Here is a 16239-nt window from a genome sequence, read left to right as displayed (position 1 = left end):
GCCATGTCCGTTGCCGCCAAAGCCGAGCCGAAGGGAATGTCCGATGCCGAGGTGGTCGAGGCCTACCTTACGGCATCGATGATCCCGGACCCCGAGGCGGCCGCCGCCTACATGGAGCCCGGCACCATCATCACCTTCACCGGCGGCCGGGAGTTCGATCATCCGCGCGGCCCGACCGGCTTCAACGCGCGGCGCTATCGCTGGGTCAAGAAGAAGATGGACCGCTTCGACGTCTGCCCGGCTGCGGAGGAGACCGTCGTCTATAGCATCGGCACGCTCTACGGCGAATGGCTCGACGGCACGCCGTTCGAAGGCAACCGCTACGTCGACCGCTTCGTGGTCAGGGGCGGACAGATCGTGAAGATGGACGTCTGGAATGACAGCGCCGAGCGGATACTGGTGCAGTGTGGGATTGAGGCGTAGGGTTTTCTCGTCATTGCTTCGCTGCGCTCGCAATGACGTGGAAACCACTACCTCGCCCGCACGACCTTCGGCAGTTTCACCACGCGACCACCGTCGCCTTCCTCGGCATAGGGCGCCAGAATATCCAGCAGATCCCGGCCGCGCCGCGGGGCAGGGGCCACCAGCGCACGGCTGGCAACCGAATCCAGATGGCTGTGCATCAGGCTCATCACCTTGGCTTCGTCGCCCTTGACCAGCGCGGCGATAATCGCGCGGTGCTCGTTGATGGCGCATTCCGACGAATGCGGGCGACTGTACAGCGATAGCGTCAGGCAGCAGCGATAGGCGACTTCGCTGACGTAACGCACCAGGATTGGGCTATTCGTCATGTTGGCGAGCAGGATATGGAATTCCGTCGCGAGCCTGATCGACACCGCATCCGAGCCGTCGCGGGCGCGGTCCTCGGCGTCGACATGGGCGTTCAGTTCGGCGACCTGGCTCTTGGTCAGCTTGCCGGCGAGCTGGCGCACCACCAGGCGTTCGAGCTCGATCCGGATATCGAAGGCGTCGCGCGCTTCCTGCCAGCTCGGCGTCGCCACGACGGCAATCCGGTTGCGCCGAAGTTCGACGAGACCTTCCGCTGCCAGTTGTCCCAGCGCATGCCGCGCGATGGTGCGGCTGACGCCGAACCTCTCGCCAAGCGAATCCTCCGGCAGTTTCGCGCCGGGCTCCAGCGCCTGTTCGATGATGGCGCGGCGCAGCGCGCGGCAGATCACGCCGACCTTGTCGGACGGTACGGCTGACTTGCTGGCGGAGCGAGGCGCCATCGGCGAATCCTGGGGGAAGTGCTTCGGATAGCGTCTCTTATCACAATTGTGCAGCGATTGAGCGCCTCAATTGCATGCAGTTTGACGGGTAACTGCACAAAATGAATCCGGCGGATCTGGTGGGCTCTGCGCGATCCCATTGATTTAACAGCCGGGTTTTGCTGGCATCCGGCTTGCATGCACTTCCAACCATGATGCGCATGCAACCACATTCCGAATTTCAGGGATCGCCGGTTCCGGCTTCCGCCGCACCCATTGCCATCGAGCTCTCGGAGGCCTCGGTCACCTTCGGCCGCGGCCCCCGCGCGGTGCCGGCCCTTTCCACGACGACGCTGCGGATCGCCGACGGCGAGTTCGTCGCTCTTGTCGGGCCTTCCGGATGCGGCAAGTCCACCATCCTGCGGCTGGTGAGCGGGCTGGTGCAGCCGACATCGGGCGTGGTCATCGTCGGCGGACGGGAAGTCGCGGCGCGTGCATTGCGCGTCGGCATGGCGTTCCAGAATCCGACCATGCTGCCCTGGATGACGATCGAGCGGAACATCATGCTGCCGCTCAAGATCGTCGAGCCGTTCCGCTCGCAATTCCGCAAGCTGCGCAAGAGCGAATTCCGCGACAAGGCCAACGCGCTTCTGGAGCAGGTCGGCCTCAAGGGCTTCGGCAACCGCTATCCCTGGCAGCTCTCCGGCGGCATGCTTCAGCGCGCCAATCTGTGCCGTGCGCTGATCCATGAGCCGCGCATGCTCTTGCTCGACGAGCCCTTCGGCGCGCTCGACCAGTTCACGCGGGAAGAGCTGTGGTCGATCCTGCAGGACCTCTGGATCGCCCACAAGCCGACCGTGCTGCTGGTGACGCACGACCTGCGCGAGGCGGCGTTTCTTGGCAGCCGCATCTGCGTGATGAGCGCACGGCCCGGCCGCATCCTCGACGACAGCCGCGTCACCTTCGAGAGGCCGCGCACGGTCGCGATGACCTTCGAGCCTGACTTCGTGGCGCTCAATCAAAAACTGCGCGCGTTCATCGAGGATGCCCGAACAGCATCCAAAGACGCCTCGGCAGCACAGGGAGCGGCCTGACATGCCCGAGTTTGATTATCGCCAAAAAGCCTGGTCGGCGGGATTGATCGTGCTGTTCTTCGTCGCCTGGGAATTGTTCTGCCTGATGACCGGGATGTCCGACCTCGTGTTGCCGCGCCCATCGCAGGTGTTCGTCACGCTGTTTGAGAAATTCCCGATCCTGTGGCCGCACATCCTGCAGACGCTGGCGACCACGATGATCGGCTTCGTGCTCGGCGTCGGCCTCGGCGTCGTGCTGGGCGCTGTCATAGGCGTCTCGAAGACCGCTTACGATACCGCCTATCCGCTACTGGTCGGCTTCTCCTCGATTCCGAAAGTCGCCGTGGTGCCGATCTTCGTGCTGTGGTTCGGCTCCGGCACCGTGCCGGCGGTGCTGACTGCGCTGTCGATCTGCTTCTTCCCGATCGTGGTCAACATTGCGACGGGGCTGGCGACCACCGAACCCGAACTGGAAGACGTGCTGAAGGCACTCGGAGCCAGCAAGCTCGACATCCTCTGGAATGTCGGTTTGCCCAGGACCATGCCGTTCTTCTTTGCGTCGCTAAAGGTCGCGATCTCCTACGCCTTTGTCGGCGCGGTGCTTTCAGAGACCGTCGCATCGAACCGCGGCATCGGCAACGTCATGATGACGGCGTCCTCCAATTTCAACGTGCCCTTGGTGTTTGCCGGCCTGTTCGTGCTCGCCGGCCTCGGCGTCGCGCTCTACGTGATCTTCTCAGCGATCGAGGGGCGCGTCACCGGCTGGGCCACCCGTAAGAACGACATGATCGCCACCTGAGCAAGATCCGCCAACCGTCATCCAACCCTTATCGAGGAGACCCGCGATGTTAGCCAGAGCAAGTGCCGCGCTGTTGGGAGCTGTCCTGTTTGCCGGCGCCGCCAACGCCCAGGAGACGACGATCAAGTTTACGCTGGGCTGGAAAACGCAAGGCAGCGATGCCGCGTTCTTCTATGCCAAGGACCATGGCTTCTTCAAAGCGGAAGGCCTCAACGTCGTGATCGATCAGGGCGAGGGCTCCGGCGCGACCGTGACGCGCATCATGTCCGGCGCCTATGACGCCGGCTTCGGCGACGTCAACGCCATCATCCAGAACGCCTCGACCAAGCCGCAGGACGCCCCTGTCATGGTCTACATGATCTGGAACCAGCCGCCGTTCGCGATCGTGACCAAGAAGAGCAGCGGCATCAACACCATCAAGGATTTCGAAGGCCATACGCTCGGCGGCGCGCAGGGCACGCCGACGACGCGGCTGTTGCCGGTGTTTGCGCAGAAGAACAAGCTTGAGGGCGAGAAGATCAAGATTTCCAACATGGCGCCGAACCTGCAGGAGCCGATGCTGATCAAGGGTGATATCGATGCTGCGCTGGTGTTCAACATCACGAGCTATTTCAACCTTGTGCTGAACCGCCAGGATCCCGACAAGGACTACAAATGGTTCCAGTTCGGCGATTACGGGCTTGATCTCTATTCCAACGGCGTGATGGTCTCGCGCAAGCTTTTGGCGTCCAATCCGAAGGCCGTCGCCGGTCTCGTCCGCGCCGTCAACAAGGGCATGATCGCAATCGCCAAGGATCAGAACGCCGGGATGAAGGCCGCGGTGAACTACGATAATCTGATCAACGTCGACGTCGAGAAGCGCCGCCTGCAATATTCCTTCGACAAGCTGATCGTCTCGCCCGAGATGAAGGAGATCGGCGTCGGCGACGTCAAGGACGACCGCATGGCCCGCGCCATCGGTATCATCGTCGAAGGCTATCAGCTCGCCCGAGCGCCGGCGCCGGCTGAGATTTTTTCGCGCGAGTTTTTGCCGCCGCGGGCGGAAAGGGAGCTGGTTTATACGGCGAATTGAGCGTTTCCGTCATTGCGAGGAGCGAAAGCGACGAAGCAATCCATGTCTTAGCAAGCGGCGAATTGGATTGCTTCGCGGAGCCTGCCATCCGGCGGCGCTACGCGCCGACCGGGTGGCTCGCAATGACGGAGAGGGCGCGTCATGACTATGGAAGTTGCCGCACACAGCCTGTTCTCTGGCCTGCAGGGCGGCTTGCTCAATGATGTCGTGCTGCGTCACGACAACGGCGTTATTACGTCCATCTCCGATAGCGCTCCGCCCGCCACAAGCCCGCGCTCTCTCCTGTTACCCGCCTTCGTCAATGCCCACGACCATGCGCGGCCGACCGCGTCGTCATTCGGCGCGGTCGGCATGCCGCTCGAAAGCTGGATCCTGCGCTCCGCGCTCGGCACGCCGGTCGATCCCTATCTCACCGCAGCTTCCGCGCTGGCGCGTTCGGCGCGTGCTGGCTGCGCCGCGATGATGATCCATTATACTCGCCCGAGCGGGACGATGCCGCTGGTGGAAGAGGCGGGCGCCATCGCGCGCGCGGCATCCGACGTCGGTATCCGCATCGCCTTTGCGCTCGCGGTCCGCGACCAGAATCCGGTCGTCTATGGCGATGAAGAACCCGTTCTCTCCGGTCTCTCCAGCAACGATCGCAGCACGATCGAGCAGATGTTCGTCCGCGCGCCGATGTCGCCGCAAGCCTATATCGAGCTGACGGACGCGATCGCTTCGGCCATCGCTGGTCCCAACGTCGATGTGCAGCTTGGTCCCGCCGGCGTGCAATGGTGCTCGAAACCGCTGCTGGAGGCGGTCGCGGAGAATTCGGCACAGACCGGCCGGCGCATCCACATGCATCTGCTGGAGACCGTCTATCAGCGCGCCTGGGCGGACCGGCATTTTCCGGATGGTATCGTCCGTTATCTCCGTGATATCGGCTTCCTGTCGGAGCGACTGACGCTGGCGCATTGCATCCATGCCCGCCCCGAGGAAATCGAGATGATTGCCGCTTCCGGCGCGCGCATCGTCACCAATTTCTCCTCCAATCTTCATTTGCGTTCCGGCCTCGCGCCGGTCGCCGCCGCGCACCGATGCGGCTGCGCCATTGCGGTCGGCGTCGATGGGCTGGCGCTGGACGAGGACGACGACGTGCTGCGCGAGATGCGGCTGGTGCAGATGGTGCACGGCGGCCTCGGCTTCCAGCGCACCTGGACCGCTTCCGAATTCCTCGCGCTCGCGATCGCCAACGGACGGAAGGCGACCGGCGCGCCGGGAACGGGGGCGCTCGTATCAGGTGCGCCGGCCGATTTCGTTACCATCGATCTCGACCGGCTGGATCGCGACCAGATCATGCCGGTCGACCCCATCGATCTCCTGTTCGCGCGCGGCAATGCCTCCCTCCTGCGCGACGTGGTGGTGGATGGACGGCTGATCGTGAGGGACGGCCGCTGCACCGGCGTCGATCTCCCCGCGATCGAAACGGAGCTGCGGGGCATCTACCGCGCCGGCGCCGACAGGCTCTCCGGCTTTCAGCGTGCCTGGCCGCAGCTTTCGACCTCGCTGCAAAGCTGGTTCGAAGTGCAACTGGACTGCCGGTAGCGCTAGCGCGCCGTGCTGTTTTGTGAATTCCGTAGCGCGGGACGAAATTCCGCTTGCACAGAATCTCGGCAAAGGTTGTTGTCCAGCAACAAGAAACTGAGGCGGGCGGCCGCATCGTGCTGCCGATTGGGGTATGGGGAAGCAAGCGGGGCGAGGTGCGCCGATGGCCCATTCATTACGCTCTGACGTCCAAACGGAATCGTCCATGTCTTTCCACAAGCTGCTGATCGCCAACCGCGGCGAGATCGCCATCCGCATTGCGCGCGCGGCCGGAGATGCAGGCCTCGCCACCGTCGCGATCCATTCCGCCGACGATGCCCTTTCGCTGCATATCCGCGCCGCCGACGCCGCCCATGAAATTCCCGGGCGGGGCGCACGGGCCTATCTCGATGTCGAGGCCGTGATATCGGCCGCCAAAGTGACCGGGTGCGACGCCGTGCATCCGGGCTATGGCTTCCTTAGCGAGAACGCCACGCTCGCCCGGCGCTGCATCGAGGAAAGCATCGTCTTTGTCGGGCCGTCGCCGGAAGCGCTCGACCTGTTCGGCGATAAGGCGCTGGCCAAGGCGCTGGCAAACCAGTGCGGCGTGCCTGTTATCGAGGGCACCAGCGGGCCGACCAGCCTGGAAGAGGCAAAGGCCTTCCTTGAATCGCTCGGCGAGCGCGGCGCCATCATGATCAAGGCCATCGCGGGCGGCGGCGGCCGCGGCATGCGTATTGTCGATGACGCGGGCAAGCTGGAGGAGGCCTATGCGCGCTGCCAATCCGAGGCCATGGCCGCCTTCGGCAGCGACGGCGTCTATGTCGAGCGGCTGATCCGAAACGCCCGCCACATCGAGGTGCAGATCATCTGCGACCATTACGGCGCGATCAGCCATCTCTGGGAGCGCGAATGCACCATCCAGCGCCGTAACCAGAAGCTGATCGAGATCGCACCGAGCCCGTCGCTGAACGACGCCTTGCGCGGGCGCATCATCGATGCCGCCAAGGAACTGGCTGCGGCTGCGAACTACGACAATCTCGGCACCTTCGAATTTCTTGTCGATAACGACGCCAGGACGTCGGATAAGGCCTTTGCCTTCATCGAGGCCAATCCGCGGCTGCAGGTCGAGCATACCGTCACCGAGCAGGTGCTGGGCCTTGATCTGGTACAGTCGCAGCTTGCGGTCGCGGCCGGCGCCACGCTGGGCTCGCTCGGCCTCGCGCAAGGGTATATCCCCCGGCCGCGCGGATTTGCGATGCAGCTCCGCGTCAACATGGAGGTGATGGACGTATCAGGCGTGACCCAGCCGACCGGCGGGACGCTGGCGGTGTTCGACCTGCCGTCCGGCCCCGGCGTTCGCGTCGATACGTTTGGATACTCCGGCTACCGGACCAGCGCCGCCTTCGATTCGCTGCTTGCCAAGGTCATTGTGCATTCGCCGGGCGGCAACTGGACCGACGTCGTGCACAAGGCCTCGCGCACGCTGCGCGAGTTCCGGATCGGCGGTGTCGCCACCAACATCTCCTTCCTCGCGGCGATCCTGGCGCATCCGGATTTTGTCGAGAACCGCGTCAGCACCGGCTTCATCGAGGCTCATGTCGTTGATCTGGTCGGCGAAGCCAGGAAGACGGTTGAGGCGACCGCCGAGACGGCGTTGATCGAATCGGGCGCCGCGGCCGACGACGGCGCGCCCACGGTCGAGGTTGCGACGGCCGGGCCGGCGGGTTCGGTGGCCGTGCCGGCGCCGCTGCAAGGTACGATCGTGGCTGTTGACGTCAGGGAAGGGGACCTCGTCCGCCCCGGCCAGCAGATCGCCGTGCTCGAATCCATGAAGATGGAGCATCTGGTGACGGCGCCGCATGGCGGCAGGGTAACGAGAGTTGCGGCGGAAGCCGGCGTGACGCTGATGCAGGACGAGACGATTCTCTATCTGGAGCTGGCCGAGATCGACGCCCACGAATTGGCTGAGGAAGAAGATGTCGATCTCGACCACATCCGCCCCGATCTGGCCGAACTGATCGAGCGCCGCGCCATCACGCTGGATGAAAACCGCCCGGCCTCGGTCGAGCGCCGCCGCAAGACCAACCAGCGCACCGCGCGGGAGAATGTCGCCCATCTCGTCGATGACGGCTCGTTTGTCGAATACGGCTCGCTCGCCATCGCTGCCCAGCGCCGGCGGCGCACCGTCGATGATCTCATCCGCAACACGCCGGCCGACGGCCTGATCTCCGGCGTCGCCACCATGAACGCCGAAAAATTCGGCGCGGAAGCCGCGCGCTGCATGGTGATCGCCTACGACTATACCGTGCTGGCCGGTACGCAAGGTCATATGAACCACAAGAAGATCGACCGTATGCTGAGCCTTGCCGAGCAATGGCGCCTGCCGCTGGTGTTCTATGCCGAAGGCGGCGGCGGCCGTCCCGGCGACACCGACCGGCTCGGCATGACCGGCCTCGACGGGCCGTCCTTCGTACAGTTCGCCAAGCTGTCGGGCCTCGTGCCGGTCATCGGCGTCGTATCAGGCTATTGCTTTGCCGGTAACGCCGCCATGCTCGGCTGCTGCGACGTCATCATTGCCACCAGGAACGCCTCGATCGGCATGGGCGGCCCCGCCATGATCGAGGGCGGCGGCCTCGGCGTCTACCATCCCGCCGAAGTGGGGCCGGTGTCGTTCCAGTCGCCGAACGGCGTCATCGACATCCTGGTTGAGGATGAGGCCGAAGCGACGGCTGCGGCGCAAAAATATCTATCGTATTTTCAAGGCGCGGTTAGCGACTGGAAGGCGCCGGACCAGCGGCTGCTACGGCGGGCGATCCCGGAAAACCGCTTGCGCGTTTACGACATTCGTACCGTCATCGATCTTCTGGCCGACGAGGGATCGGTTCTGGAGATACGTCGCGATTTCGGCATCGGCATGATCACCGCCTTCATTCGCATCGAAGGAAAACCGTTCGGCCTGATCGCCAACAATCCAAAACATCTCGGCGGCGCGATCGATGCGCCGGCCGGCGACAAGGCCGCGCGCTTCATGCAGCTCTGCGATGCCTTCGACATCCCGCTGCTGTCGCTGTGCGACACGCCGGGCTTCATGGTAGGGCCCGAAGCGGAAAAGACCGCGATCGTGCGCCATGTCGCGCGCATGTTCGTGACCGGCGCGAGCCTCACCGTGCCGCTGTTCGGCATCGTCCTGCGCAAAGGCTACGGCTTGGGGGCGCAATCCATGATCGGCGGCGGCTTCCACGCCTCGTTCTTCACGGTGGCCTGGCCGACCGGCGAGTTCGGCGGCATGGGGCTGGAAGGTTATGTCCGGCTCGGTTTCCGCAAGGAGATGGAAGCGATCGAGGACCCGGACGAGCGCGAGGACTATTACAGGTCCAAGGTCGCCGAGCTCTACGCCAACGGCAAGGCGGTCTCGATCGCCTCGGTGCTGGAGATCGACGAAGTGATCGATCCAGCCGACACCCGGCACTGGATCATGTCTGGCCTGCGTTCGGTGCCGAAGCCGGAAGCCCGCACGACGAAGAAGCGGCCGTGTATTGATGCGTGGTAGGTGTCGTCCCTGCGAACGCAGGGACCCATAACCACAGGGTTGCGTTGTTGAAGAAGAACGCCGACCAGCGCGCTCCACAATGACGGCCGCGGCGTATGGGTCCCGGCTCGCGCTTCGCTTGGCCGGGACGACGAGAGAAATTGCCTGGCGCTACAGACTGATTTGCTTTGCGCACAAGCGCGACTTCATGCAGCGGTCTGCGACCAATTGGCACGACGGGCAAATCACCAAAAACCTGTCCAGCCCTTCCGCAAAAATATTCTGCTTTCGTTCTCACCCAAATCAGTCGCATAACTCCGCCCGTCTCACGGCAGATGAGGGGCGCTCGCGATCGTCACGAACGTGCGGTGAGATGCGATGGACGCTGATGGCGCGATAGACGTACGCGCCGGAAGCGTACGGCGAAGTCGTGTGGTCCGGACGCCGCGGTGCTGGCGTTAAGTGTCACGGGTTGTCTCGTGATGCGACGGTGGCAAGAAAGCCGTTCGCCGGGGAGAGCACGAAGTAAGCCGTAAAGCCATTGCGCAGGGAAGGCCGGAATGCTCCCGCTGCCCTGTATGCTCGTGTGCAGTTTTGTTTGCGCAAATCGCACGCGAGACCGCGGGTGCAGCAAGCACCCGGTCTTCCCTGCGCCCTCTGATAGGAGAGGGCGGGAAATTTTAGGCAAAGCTCGGGCAGTTCGTGTCGCGAGATCGCGAACGCATATCTTGTTTTTATAATACCATGTACACACGCTTCACCGCACAAAAGGTCTGTTCCCTCCCCCCTTGCGGGGGAGGGTTAGGGAGAGGGGTGGCGGCAACGGCGGTGCGCGTGGCTTACCCCTCTCCCCAGCCCTCCCCCGCAAGGGGGGAGGGAGCGGACCGCCCGTGCGTCGAGACGGTCCCGCTACCCCAGCCTCAACTCATCATAACCCTTAGCTGCCACCTCGTCGCATCGCGCGCGGTACGCCGGCGCGCTGCCACTGTAGCGGGCGACGATACGGGTTTGCTTGCCCTCGACGTTGGAATTGATGCCGGTCATCCAGGAATTGACCTCGTTGGACAGCAATCCCTCGCCGAGCGCCTTGACGTGATCGGTCCAGGACTTGACGCCCTCCGGAGCCGCCTCCAGCCGCGTCAACCCCTCTTTCATCGCGAACAGGAGCAGCCCGGTGACCCAGTCGACGCTGTATTCGATGCTGCGCGGGATGTTGCCGAGCGCGGTGTGCGGCCCCATCAGCATCAGCATGTTCGGAAATTCATGCACCATGATGCCGAGATAGGTCTCCGGGCCGCTCTTCCATTTATCCTTCAGCCGCACACCGCCTGCGCCGCGAAAATCGATCTTGTCGAAGCTGCCGGTGATGGCATCGAAGCCGGTGGCGTAGATGATGATGTCGAACGTGTATTCCCTGTCGCTGGTCCTGATGCCCTCAGGCGTGATCTGCTCGATCGGCGTTTCGTTGATGTCGACCAGCTCGACATTGTCCTGGTTGTAGACCTCATAATAGAAGGTCTCGAGCGGCAGCCGGCGGGTGCCGAATCCGTGATTCTTCGGGATCAGCCTTTCGGCCACCGCCTGATTCTTCACGCGCCCGCGGATCTTGCGCGCCACGAAGTCGGAGATCGTGGCGTTCGCCTTGCGATCGATCAGGATGTCGCGGAAATTGCCCTGCCAGATACCAAAGCCGCGCTCGGCATAGAGCTTTTCATAAAACGCCTCGCGCTCCTCGTCGGAAACCTCGAACGCGCCGCGCGGGTCCGGCGTATGCAGGAAGCAGGCAAAGGTCTCCTGGCAGCGGGCAAACATCTCAGGATAGCCAGCCTTGATCTTCACTTGCGTCGCGGCGTCGATCTTGCCGTTGTGCAGCGGCGCGCACCAGTTCGGCGTGCGCTGAAACACGGTGAGATGGCCGACCTGTCCCGCAATGGTCTGGATGGTCTGCACGCCGGTCGCGCCGGTGCCGATCACGGCGACGCGCTTGCCGGCGAAGTCGACGGGCTCCTTCGGCCATCGCGCGGTGTGAAAGGATGCGCCCCTGAAATCGTCGCGTCCCTCGATCTTCGGCAGCGTCGGCGTCGAGAGAGGTCCGATCGCGGTGATCAGGAAACGCGTGTCGAAGCGGCTGCCGTCTTCGATCGTGATGGTCCAGCTTCGCCAGTTCTCGTCGTAGACCGCGGCCGTCACCCGGCTGCGAAACTGGATATCGCGGCGCAGGTCGAACTTGTCGGCGACGTAATTGAGATAGCGCAGCGTTTCCGGCTGGCCGGCGAAATGCTCCGACCATTCCCATTCCTCCAGCAACTCCTTCGAAAACGAATAGCCGTAGGAATAGCTTTCGGAATCGAACCGCGCGCCCGGATAACGGTTCCAGTACCAGGTGCCGCCGACATCGGTTGCAGCCTCGAACACCCGCACGCGGAAACCCTGTTCGCGCAGCCGGTAGAGCTGGTACAGGCCCGACATGCCCGCGCCGATGATGATGGCGTCGTAGTCCGGAATTGGCGTCGCTCCCTAGCGCATGTTTGGGAGCAAAGCTATCCCGTCTCGTGCCGGCGAACAAACCTGTATCAAGGCGCGGCAGGGTTGCAGGTTTGTCCCACCAAGCCCGCCTCACTCAGCTTTACTGCCGGCCGCTTCTGCCCCTATCGTGGAGCCCAGATCGCCCGACAAGCGGCGAGCAGTTTGGGAGGAGAAACTTGCACCGAAATCACCAGCGCGCAGCGGCGGCTCTTACGCAGCATTCCTGCCAACAGCCACTTTAAATTGTGTTCGTCATTCCGGGGCGATGCGAAGCATCGAACCCGGAATCTCGAGATTCCGGGTCTGGTCCTTCGGACCATCCCGGAATGACGGAAGGACCAAGAATGAAGCACGATCCCGTTGACGTCCTGATCATCGGCGCCGGCGCGTCCGGCGCGGCGGTGGCATGGGGCCTGGCCGAAACCAGGATGCATATCCTCTGCCTCGACCAGGGCGGCTGGATGAAGCCCTCGGAATATCCGAGCACGGGGCGCGACTGGGAGGCGAAGTTTTACGGCGACTGGTCGACCAGCCCGAACATCCGCGGCCGGCCCGAGGACTATCCTGTTAACGACGACAACTCGCCGATCAAGGTCGTGAACTTCAACGGCGTCGGCGGCTCGACGGTGATGTACACCGCGCACTGGCCGCGGCTGCATCCCTCCGATTTCAAGGTGAAGACGCTCGACGGCGTCGCTGACGACTGGCCGATCGATTACGATGCGTTGACCCCGTTCTTCGAAGAGAACGACCGGATCATGGGCGTCTCGGGCCTGTCAGGCGATCCGCTGTCGCCGCTGACACACCCGCCGATGCCGCCGCAGCCGCTCGGGCTTTCCGGCCCGCTGATCGGCAAGGCCATGAACAAGCTCGGCTGGCACTGGTGGCCATCGGACACCACGGTCGCGACGATGGATTACGAGGGCCGGGCGCGCTGCATCAATCTCGGCCATTGCACGCCGGCCTGCGCGCAAGGCGCAAAGGCCTCGACCGACATCACCTATTGGCCGCAGGCGATCCGCGCCGGCGTCGAGCTCAAGACGCATTGCCGCGTGCGCGAGATCCTGACCAACGAGCACGGCATGGCCTCCGGTGTCGTCTATTACGACAAGGATGGCGTCGAGCAGTTCCAGCCGGCCGAGGTCGTTATCATCGCCTGCAATGGCGTCGGCACGCCGCGGCTGCTCTTGAATTCGGTCTCCGGCCGCTTCCCGAATGGGCTGGCCAATTCATCCGGTCTGGTCGGCAAGAACCTGATGTTCCATCCCTATGCGCAGATCTACGGCTTCGTGAAGGAGCCGACCGACTCTAACCGCGCGCCGCCGACCTGCCTCTGGAGCAAGGAATTCTACGACACCGATCTCTCGCGCGGCTTCGTCCGCGGCTACGGCATCCAGTTCGGCCGCGGCGCCGGGCCTGTGTTTGAAGCTGTCGCGAGCGAACAGAAGGGCATTTTGCCATGGGGTGCAGACCATCACCGCGTGTTCCGCAGGCTCAATGGTCATCGCCTCGCGGTCTCCGCGATCTGCGAGGATCTGCCCGAGGAGCACAACCGCGTCACGCTCGATCCGGTGCTGAAGGACAGCCACGGCATTCCCGCGCCAAGGATCGACTACACGATCAGCGAGAACAGCCGGAAGATGATGGAGCATGGACTGGCACGCGGCCGGGAGATTCTCGAAGCCGCCGGCGCGACTGACATCTGCATCAACAACCCTATACCCTGGGGCGGCTGGCATCTGCTCGGCACCGCGCGGATGGGCACTGACCCCGCGCGCTCCGTGGTCAACGAATGGGGTCGGTCGCATGACGTGAAGAACCTCTTCATCGTCGACGGCAGCGTGTTCGTGACCTCGGGCGGCGTGAACCCGACCTCGACCATCCAGGCGATCGCGCTCTACGTCGCCGATCAGATGAAGCAACGCCTTGCCAACCTCTTCGATTGAGACCGCGATGTCCGCAGCCAATGAACTGACTTCAGCCCAGCGCGATAATCTCCGCACCGTCGCCGCGATGATCATTCCCGCCAGCGATGAGTACAAGGTGCCCGGCGCGGACGACCCCGCGATCCAGGCCGACATGCTGGCGACACTCGGCCGCGACACCGCGCTGGTGGCGCAGGCGCTCGATCATCTCGCGCGTCTGGCCGGCAAGCCGCTGGCCGAACTCGATGCAGCCAAACGCGATGCGATCGCGAAGGAGTTCCGTGCGACAGGCGGCGTCGCGGCTGCGACGCTCGTCCGCGTCGTGCTGCAATGCTACTACCGCGACGACCGCGTGCTCCGCTCGCTCGGCCTCGAGCTGCGCGCACCGTTCCCGAAAGGCTACACGCTGGAGCAGGGCGACTGGTCGCTGCTCGATCCCGTCAGGGTGCGCGGTGGCCGGATGCGGATTCCTTGAGATGGAGGCAGCGCTGCGTGCGGAGCGCAGCTCTTGCATACGCGGTTCCCGGTCACCATCTGATGAGACCGAAGGAAACTCACCATGTTGGATTTTACCTCAGATATCGCCGATGACGGGCCGTCATCGCGAACGGCCGAGTCTGCCCGGGACAATGACCAGGTCTTGCTCGATGCTTACTCCAATGCCGTGATCGACGTGACTGAACGCGTCGGTCCCGCGGTCGTGCGTGTCGAAACCGGACCGAAGGTGCGTACCGTGCGCGAGCGCGGCGGGCTCGGCTCCGGCATCGTCATCTCGCCCGATGGTCTCGTACTGACCAACAGCCATGTGGTCGGATCATCGAAGGAGATCAGGCTGCGCGACACCGAAGGATTCGACACCGACGCTCACGTGCTCGGCGTCGATCCAGACACTGACCTTGCCTTGCTGAGGGCCGACGGCGCGCGCGATCTGCGTTATGCCTCGCTCGGCAATTCCAAGAGCCTGCGTCGCGGCCAACTCGTGGTCGCGATCGGCAATCCGCTCGGCTTCGAATCGACGGTGACCGCCGGCGTGGTGTCGGCGCTCGGCCGCTCGATCCGTTCGGTGAGCGGCCGGACCATCGAGGACGTGATCCAGACCGATGCTGCGCTGAATCCAGGCAATTCCGGCGGGCCGCTGGTATCGTCGGCATCGGAGGTGATCGGCATCAATACCGCCATCATCAGCGGTGCGCAGGGCATCTGTTTTGCGGTCGCCAGCAACACCGCGGAGTTCGTGCTGTCCGAGATCATCCGGCACGGTTACGTCCGCCGCGCCTATATCGGCGTCGCCGGCCAGACCGCGCCGATCCCGCGGCGGCATGCGGTGGTCGCCGGCGTCGACAACAAGATGGGCGCGCTGCTGGCGCAGATCGAGCCGGACAGCCCGGCGGCAAAGGCCGGCCTGTTGCCGGGTGACGTCGTGATCAAACTCGACGGCGTCGAGATCAACGGCGTCGACGATCTGATCCGCGCTCTCGACCGCGACCGCATCGGCCGCACGCTGACGATGGACGTGCTGCGGCTAGGCCGCCTGCGGGCGATCGACATTCATCCGGTGGAGAGGAAGCCGGCGGGGAGGCAGTAGCTATTTCGCCACCGAGCGCTGCTTCCCCTCTCCCCTTGTGGGAGAGGGTGGATCGAATGAGCGAAGCTCATTCGAGACGGGTGAGGGGTTCTCTCCGCGGAGACAGACCCCTCATCCGGCGCTTCGCGCCACCTTCTCCCACAAGGGGAGAAGGAAGAAAACGAGATGCGATGCTATTACTGCAGCGCCGCCAGCAACTCGTCCGGTGCTTCGACCATCATCATGTGACCGGCGCCCGGCAGCACCACGGTACGCGAATTCGGCGTCGCCGCTGCGAGTGTCTTGCCGGCCTTCGCGGGCGTCATCATGTCGCGCTCGCCGAGAATGAAGGTCGTGGGCACCTTGACCTGTGCCGCTGCCGCGAGCGCGTTCTGATAGGAGTTGCAGGCGTTGAGATCATTGTAGAGCACGCCGGGACGCGTCTGCTGCAGCACGCGCTGCGCGCCCTGATGCATCCAAAGTCCTGGCGCGAGGCTGCCGCCGAGTTCGGCCTTGAAGCCGAGACCCCAGATCGAGACCATGTCGATGGCATCGGGATTGTTAACCTCGGCGGCCTTGAGCAGATCCGGCCCGACGGTCATCGTGGCGGCGGTGCCGATCAAACTGAGACCGGAGACCTTGTCGGGATGCCGCGCGGATGTCTCGAGCGCGATCAGCGATCCCATCGAATGCCCGACCAGCTTGGCTTTGGGCGCGCCGGCGGCATCGAGCAGCGCGGCAGTCCAGTCGGCCATGTCGGCGATGGTCGGCAGCGGCGCACCCGCCGAGCGGCCGTGTCCCGGCAGATCGGGCGCCAGCACGGAATAGCCGTGATGCGCAAACCACCGGCTGTGCAGCGCCCAGGTCGAATGATCGAAGCCTGCGCCATGCAGCATCACGACTGCGGGCAGCGACAGATCGAACGGACGGCCGCCGGTCGCGACGAACGTATCAACGCCGTTGACGGAAAGCTGCAT

Annotated in this window: 12 protein-coding genes; 9 read left to right on the top strand and 3 right to left on the bottom strand. The window is 64.0% G+C overall.

Annotation, left to right across the window (positions count from 1 at the left end):
• Positions 1-3 precede the first annotated feature (3 nt).
• Complete coding sequence (locus CP49_RS18820) at positions 4-423, top strand: nuclear transport factor 2-like protein (RefSeq protein WP_057851688.1); 420 nt, start codon at positions 4-6, stop codon at positions 421-423.
• A 47-nt stretch (positions 424-470) separates the two neighbouring features.
• Here CP49_RS18820 and CP49_RS18815 read toward each other — a convergent pair whose 3' ends face one another.
• Positions 471-1229 carry a GntR family transcriptional regulator gene (locus CP49_RS18815; protein ID WP_057851687.1) on the bottom strand — a complete coding sequence of 253 codons (759 nt, stop codon included), beginning with the start codon at positions 1227-1229 and terminating at the stop codon, positions 471-473.
• A 194-nt stretch (positions 1230-1423) separates the two neighbouring features.
• Here CP49_RS18815 and CP49_RS18810 point away from each other — a divergent pair, with 194 nt between their 5' ends.
• The 5 genes from CP49_RS18810 to CP49_RS18790 all read left to right on the top strand — a co-directional run bounded on the left by CP49_RS18810 (position 1424) and on the right by CP49_RS18790 (position 9268).
• Entirely contained in the window at positions 1424-2302 is an 879-nt protein-coding gene (locus tag CP49_RS18810; protein ID WP_057851847.1) for an ABC transporter ATP-binding protein, read from the top strand.
• Between the two features lies 1 nt (position 2303).
• Complete coding sequence (locus tag CP49_RS18805) at positions 2304-3080, top strand: ABC transporter permease (protein ID WP_057851686.1); 777 nt, start codon at positions 2304-2306, stop codon at positions 3078-3080.
• A gap of 46 nt (positions 3081-3126) precedes the next feature.
• Positions 3127-4152, top strand: a complete 1026-nt coding sequence (locus CP49_RS18800) for an ABC transporter substrate-binding protein (RefSeq protein ID WP_057851685.1) — start codon at positions 3127-3129, stop codon at positions 4150-4152.
• Positions 4153-4293: 141 nt separating this feature from the next.
• The gene (locus CP49_RS18795; protein ID WP_057851684.1) at positions 4294-5736 is read left to right on the top strand and encodes an amidohydrolase family protein; all 1443 of its coding nucleotides are present in this window, start codon (positions 4294-4296) and stop codon (positions 5734-5736) included.
• Between the two features lie 205 nt (positions 5737-5941).
• Complete coding sequence (locus CP49_RS18790) at positions 5942-9268, top strand: carboxyl transferase domain-containing protein (protein ID WP_057851683.1); 3327 nt, start codon at positions 5942-5944, stop codon at positions 9266-9268.
• Between the two features lie 888 nt (positions 9269-10156).
• Here CP49_RS18790 and CP49_RS18785 read toward each other — a convergent pair.
• Entirely contained in the window at positions 10157-11731 is a 1575-nt protein-coding gene (locus CP49_RS18785; protein WP_276326482.1) for a flavin-containing monooxygenase, read from the bottom strand.
• A 386-nt stretch (positions 11732-12117) separates the two neighbouring features.
• Between CP49_RS18785 and CP49_RS18780 the strand changes: the two genes are divergently transcribed.
• From CP49_RS18780 to CP49_RS18770, 3 genes are all read left to right on the top strand, one after another.
• The gene (locus CP49_RS18780) at positions 12118-13719 is read left to right on the top strand and encodes a GMC family oxidoreductase (RefSeq protein ID WP_057851681.1); all 1602 of its coding nucleotides are present in this window, start codon (positions 12118-12120) and stop codon (positions 13717-13719) included.
• Positions 13720-13726: 7 nt separating this feature from the next.
• Entirely contained in the window at positions 13727-14173 is a 447-nt protein-coding gene (locus tag CP49_RS18775) for a gluconate 2-dehydrogenase subunit 3 family protein (RefSeq protein ID WP_057851680.1), read from the top strand.
• 84 nt (positions 14174-14257) lie between these two features.
• Positions 14258-15283 carry a S1C family serine protease gene (locus tag CP49_RS18770; RefSeq protein WP_057851679.1) on the top strand — a complete coding sequence of 342 codons (1026 nt, stop codon included), beginning with the start codon at positions 14258-14260 and terminating at the stop codon, positions 15281-15283.
• 176 nt (positions 15284-15459) lie between these two features.
• Here the strand turns inward: CP49_RS18770 and CP49_RS18765 are convergent, their stop codons facing one another.
• Positions 15460-16239 carry an alpha/beta fold hydrolase gene (locus CP49_RS18765; RefSeq protein WP_057851678.1) on the bottom strand — a complete coding sequence of 260 codons (780 nt, stop codon included), beginning with the start codon at positions 16237-16239 and terminating at the stop codon, positions 15460-15462.

It is taken from the genome of Bradyrhizobium valentinum (genome assembly GCF_001440405.1).
Taxonomy (GTDB): Bacteria; Pseudomonadota; Alphaproteobacteria; order Rhizobiales; family Xanthobacteraceae; genus Bradyrhizobium; species Bradyrhizobium valentinum.
Note: the sequence above shows the minus strand (reverse complement) of the source record. Positions and strands in the feature narration are given on the sequence as shown.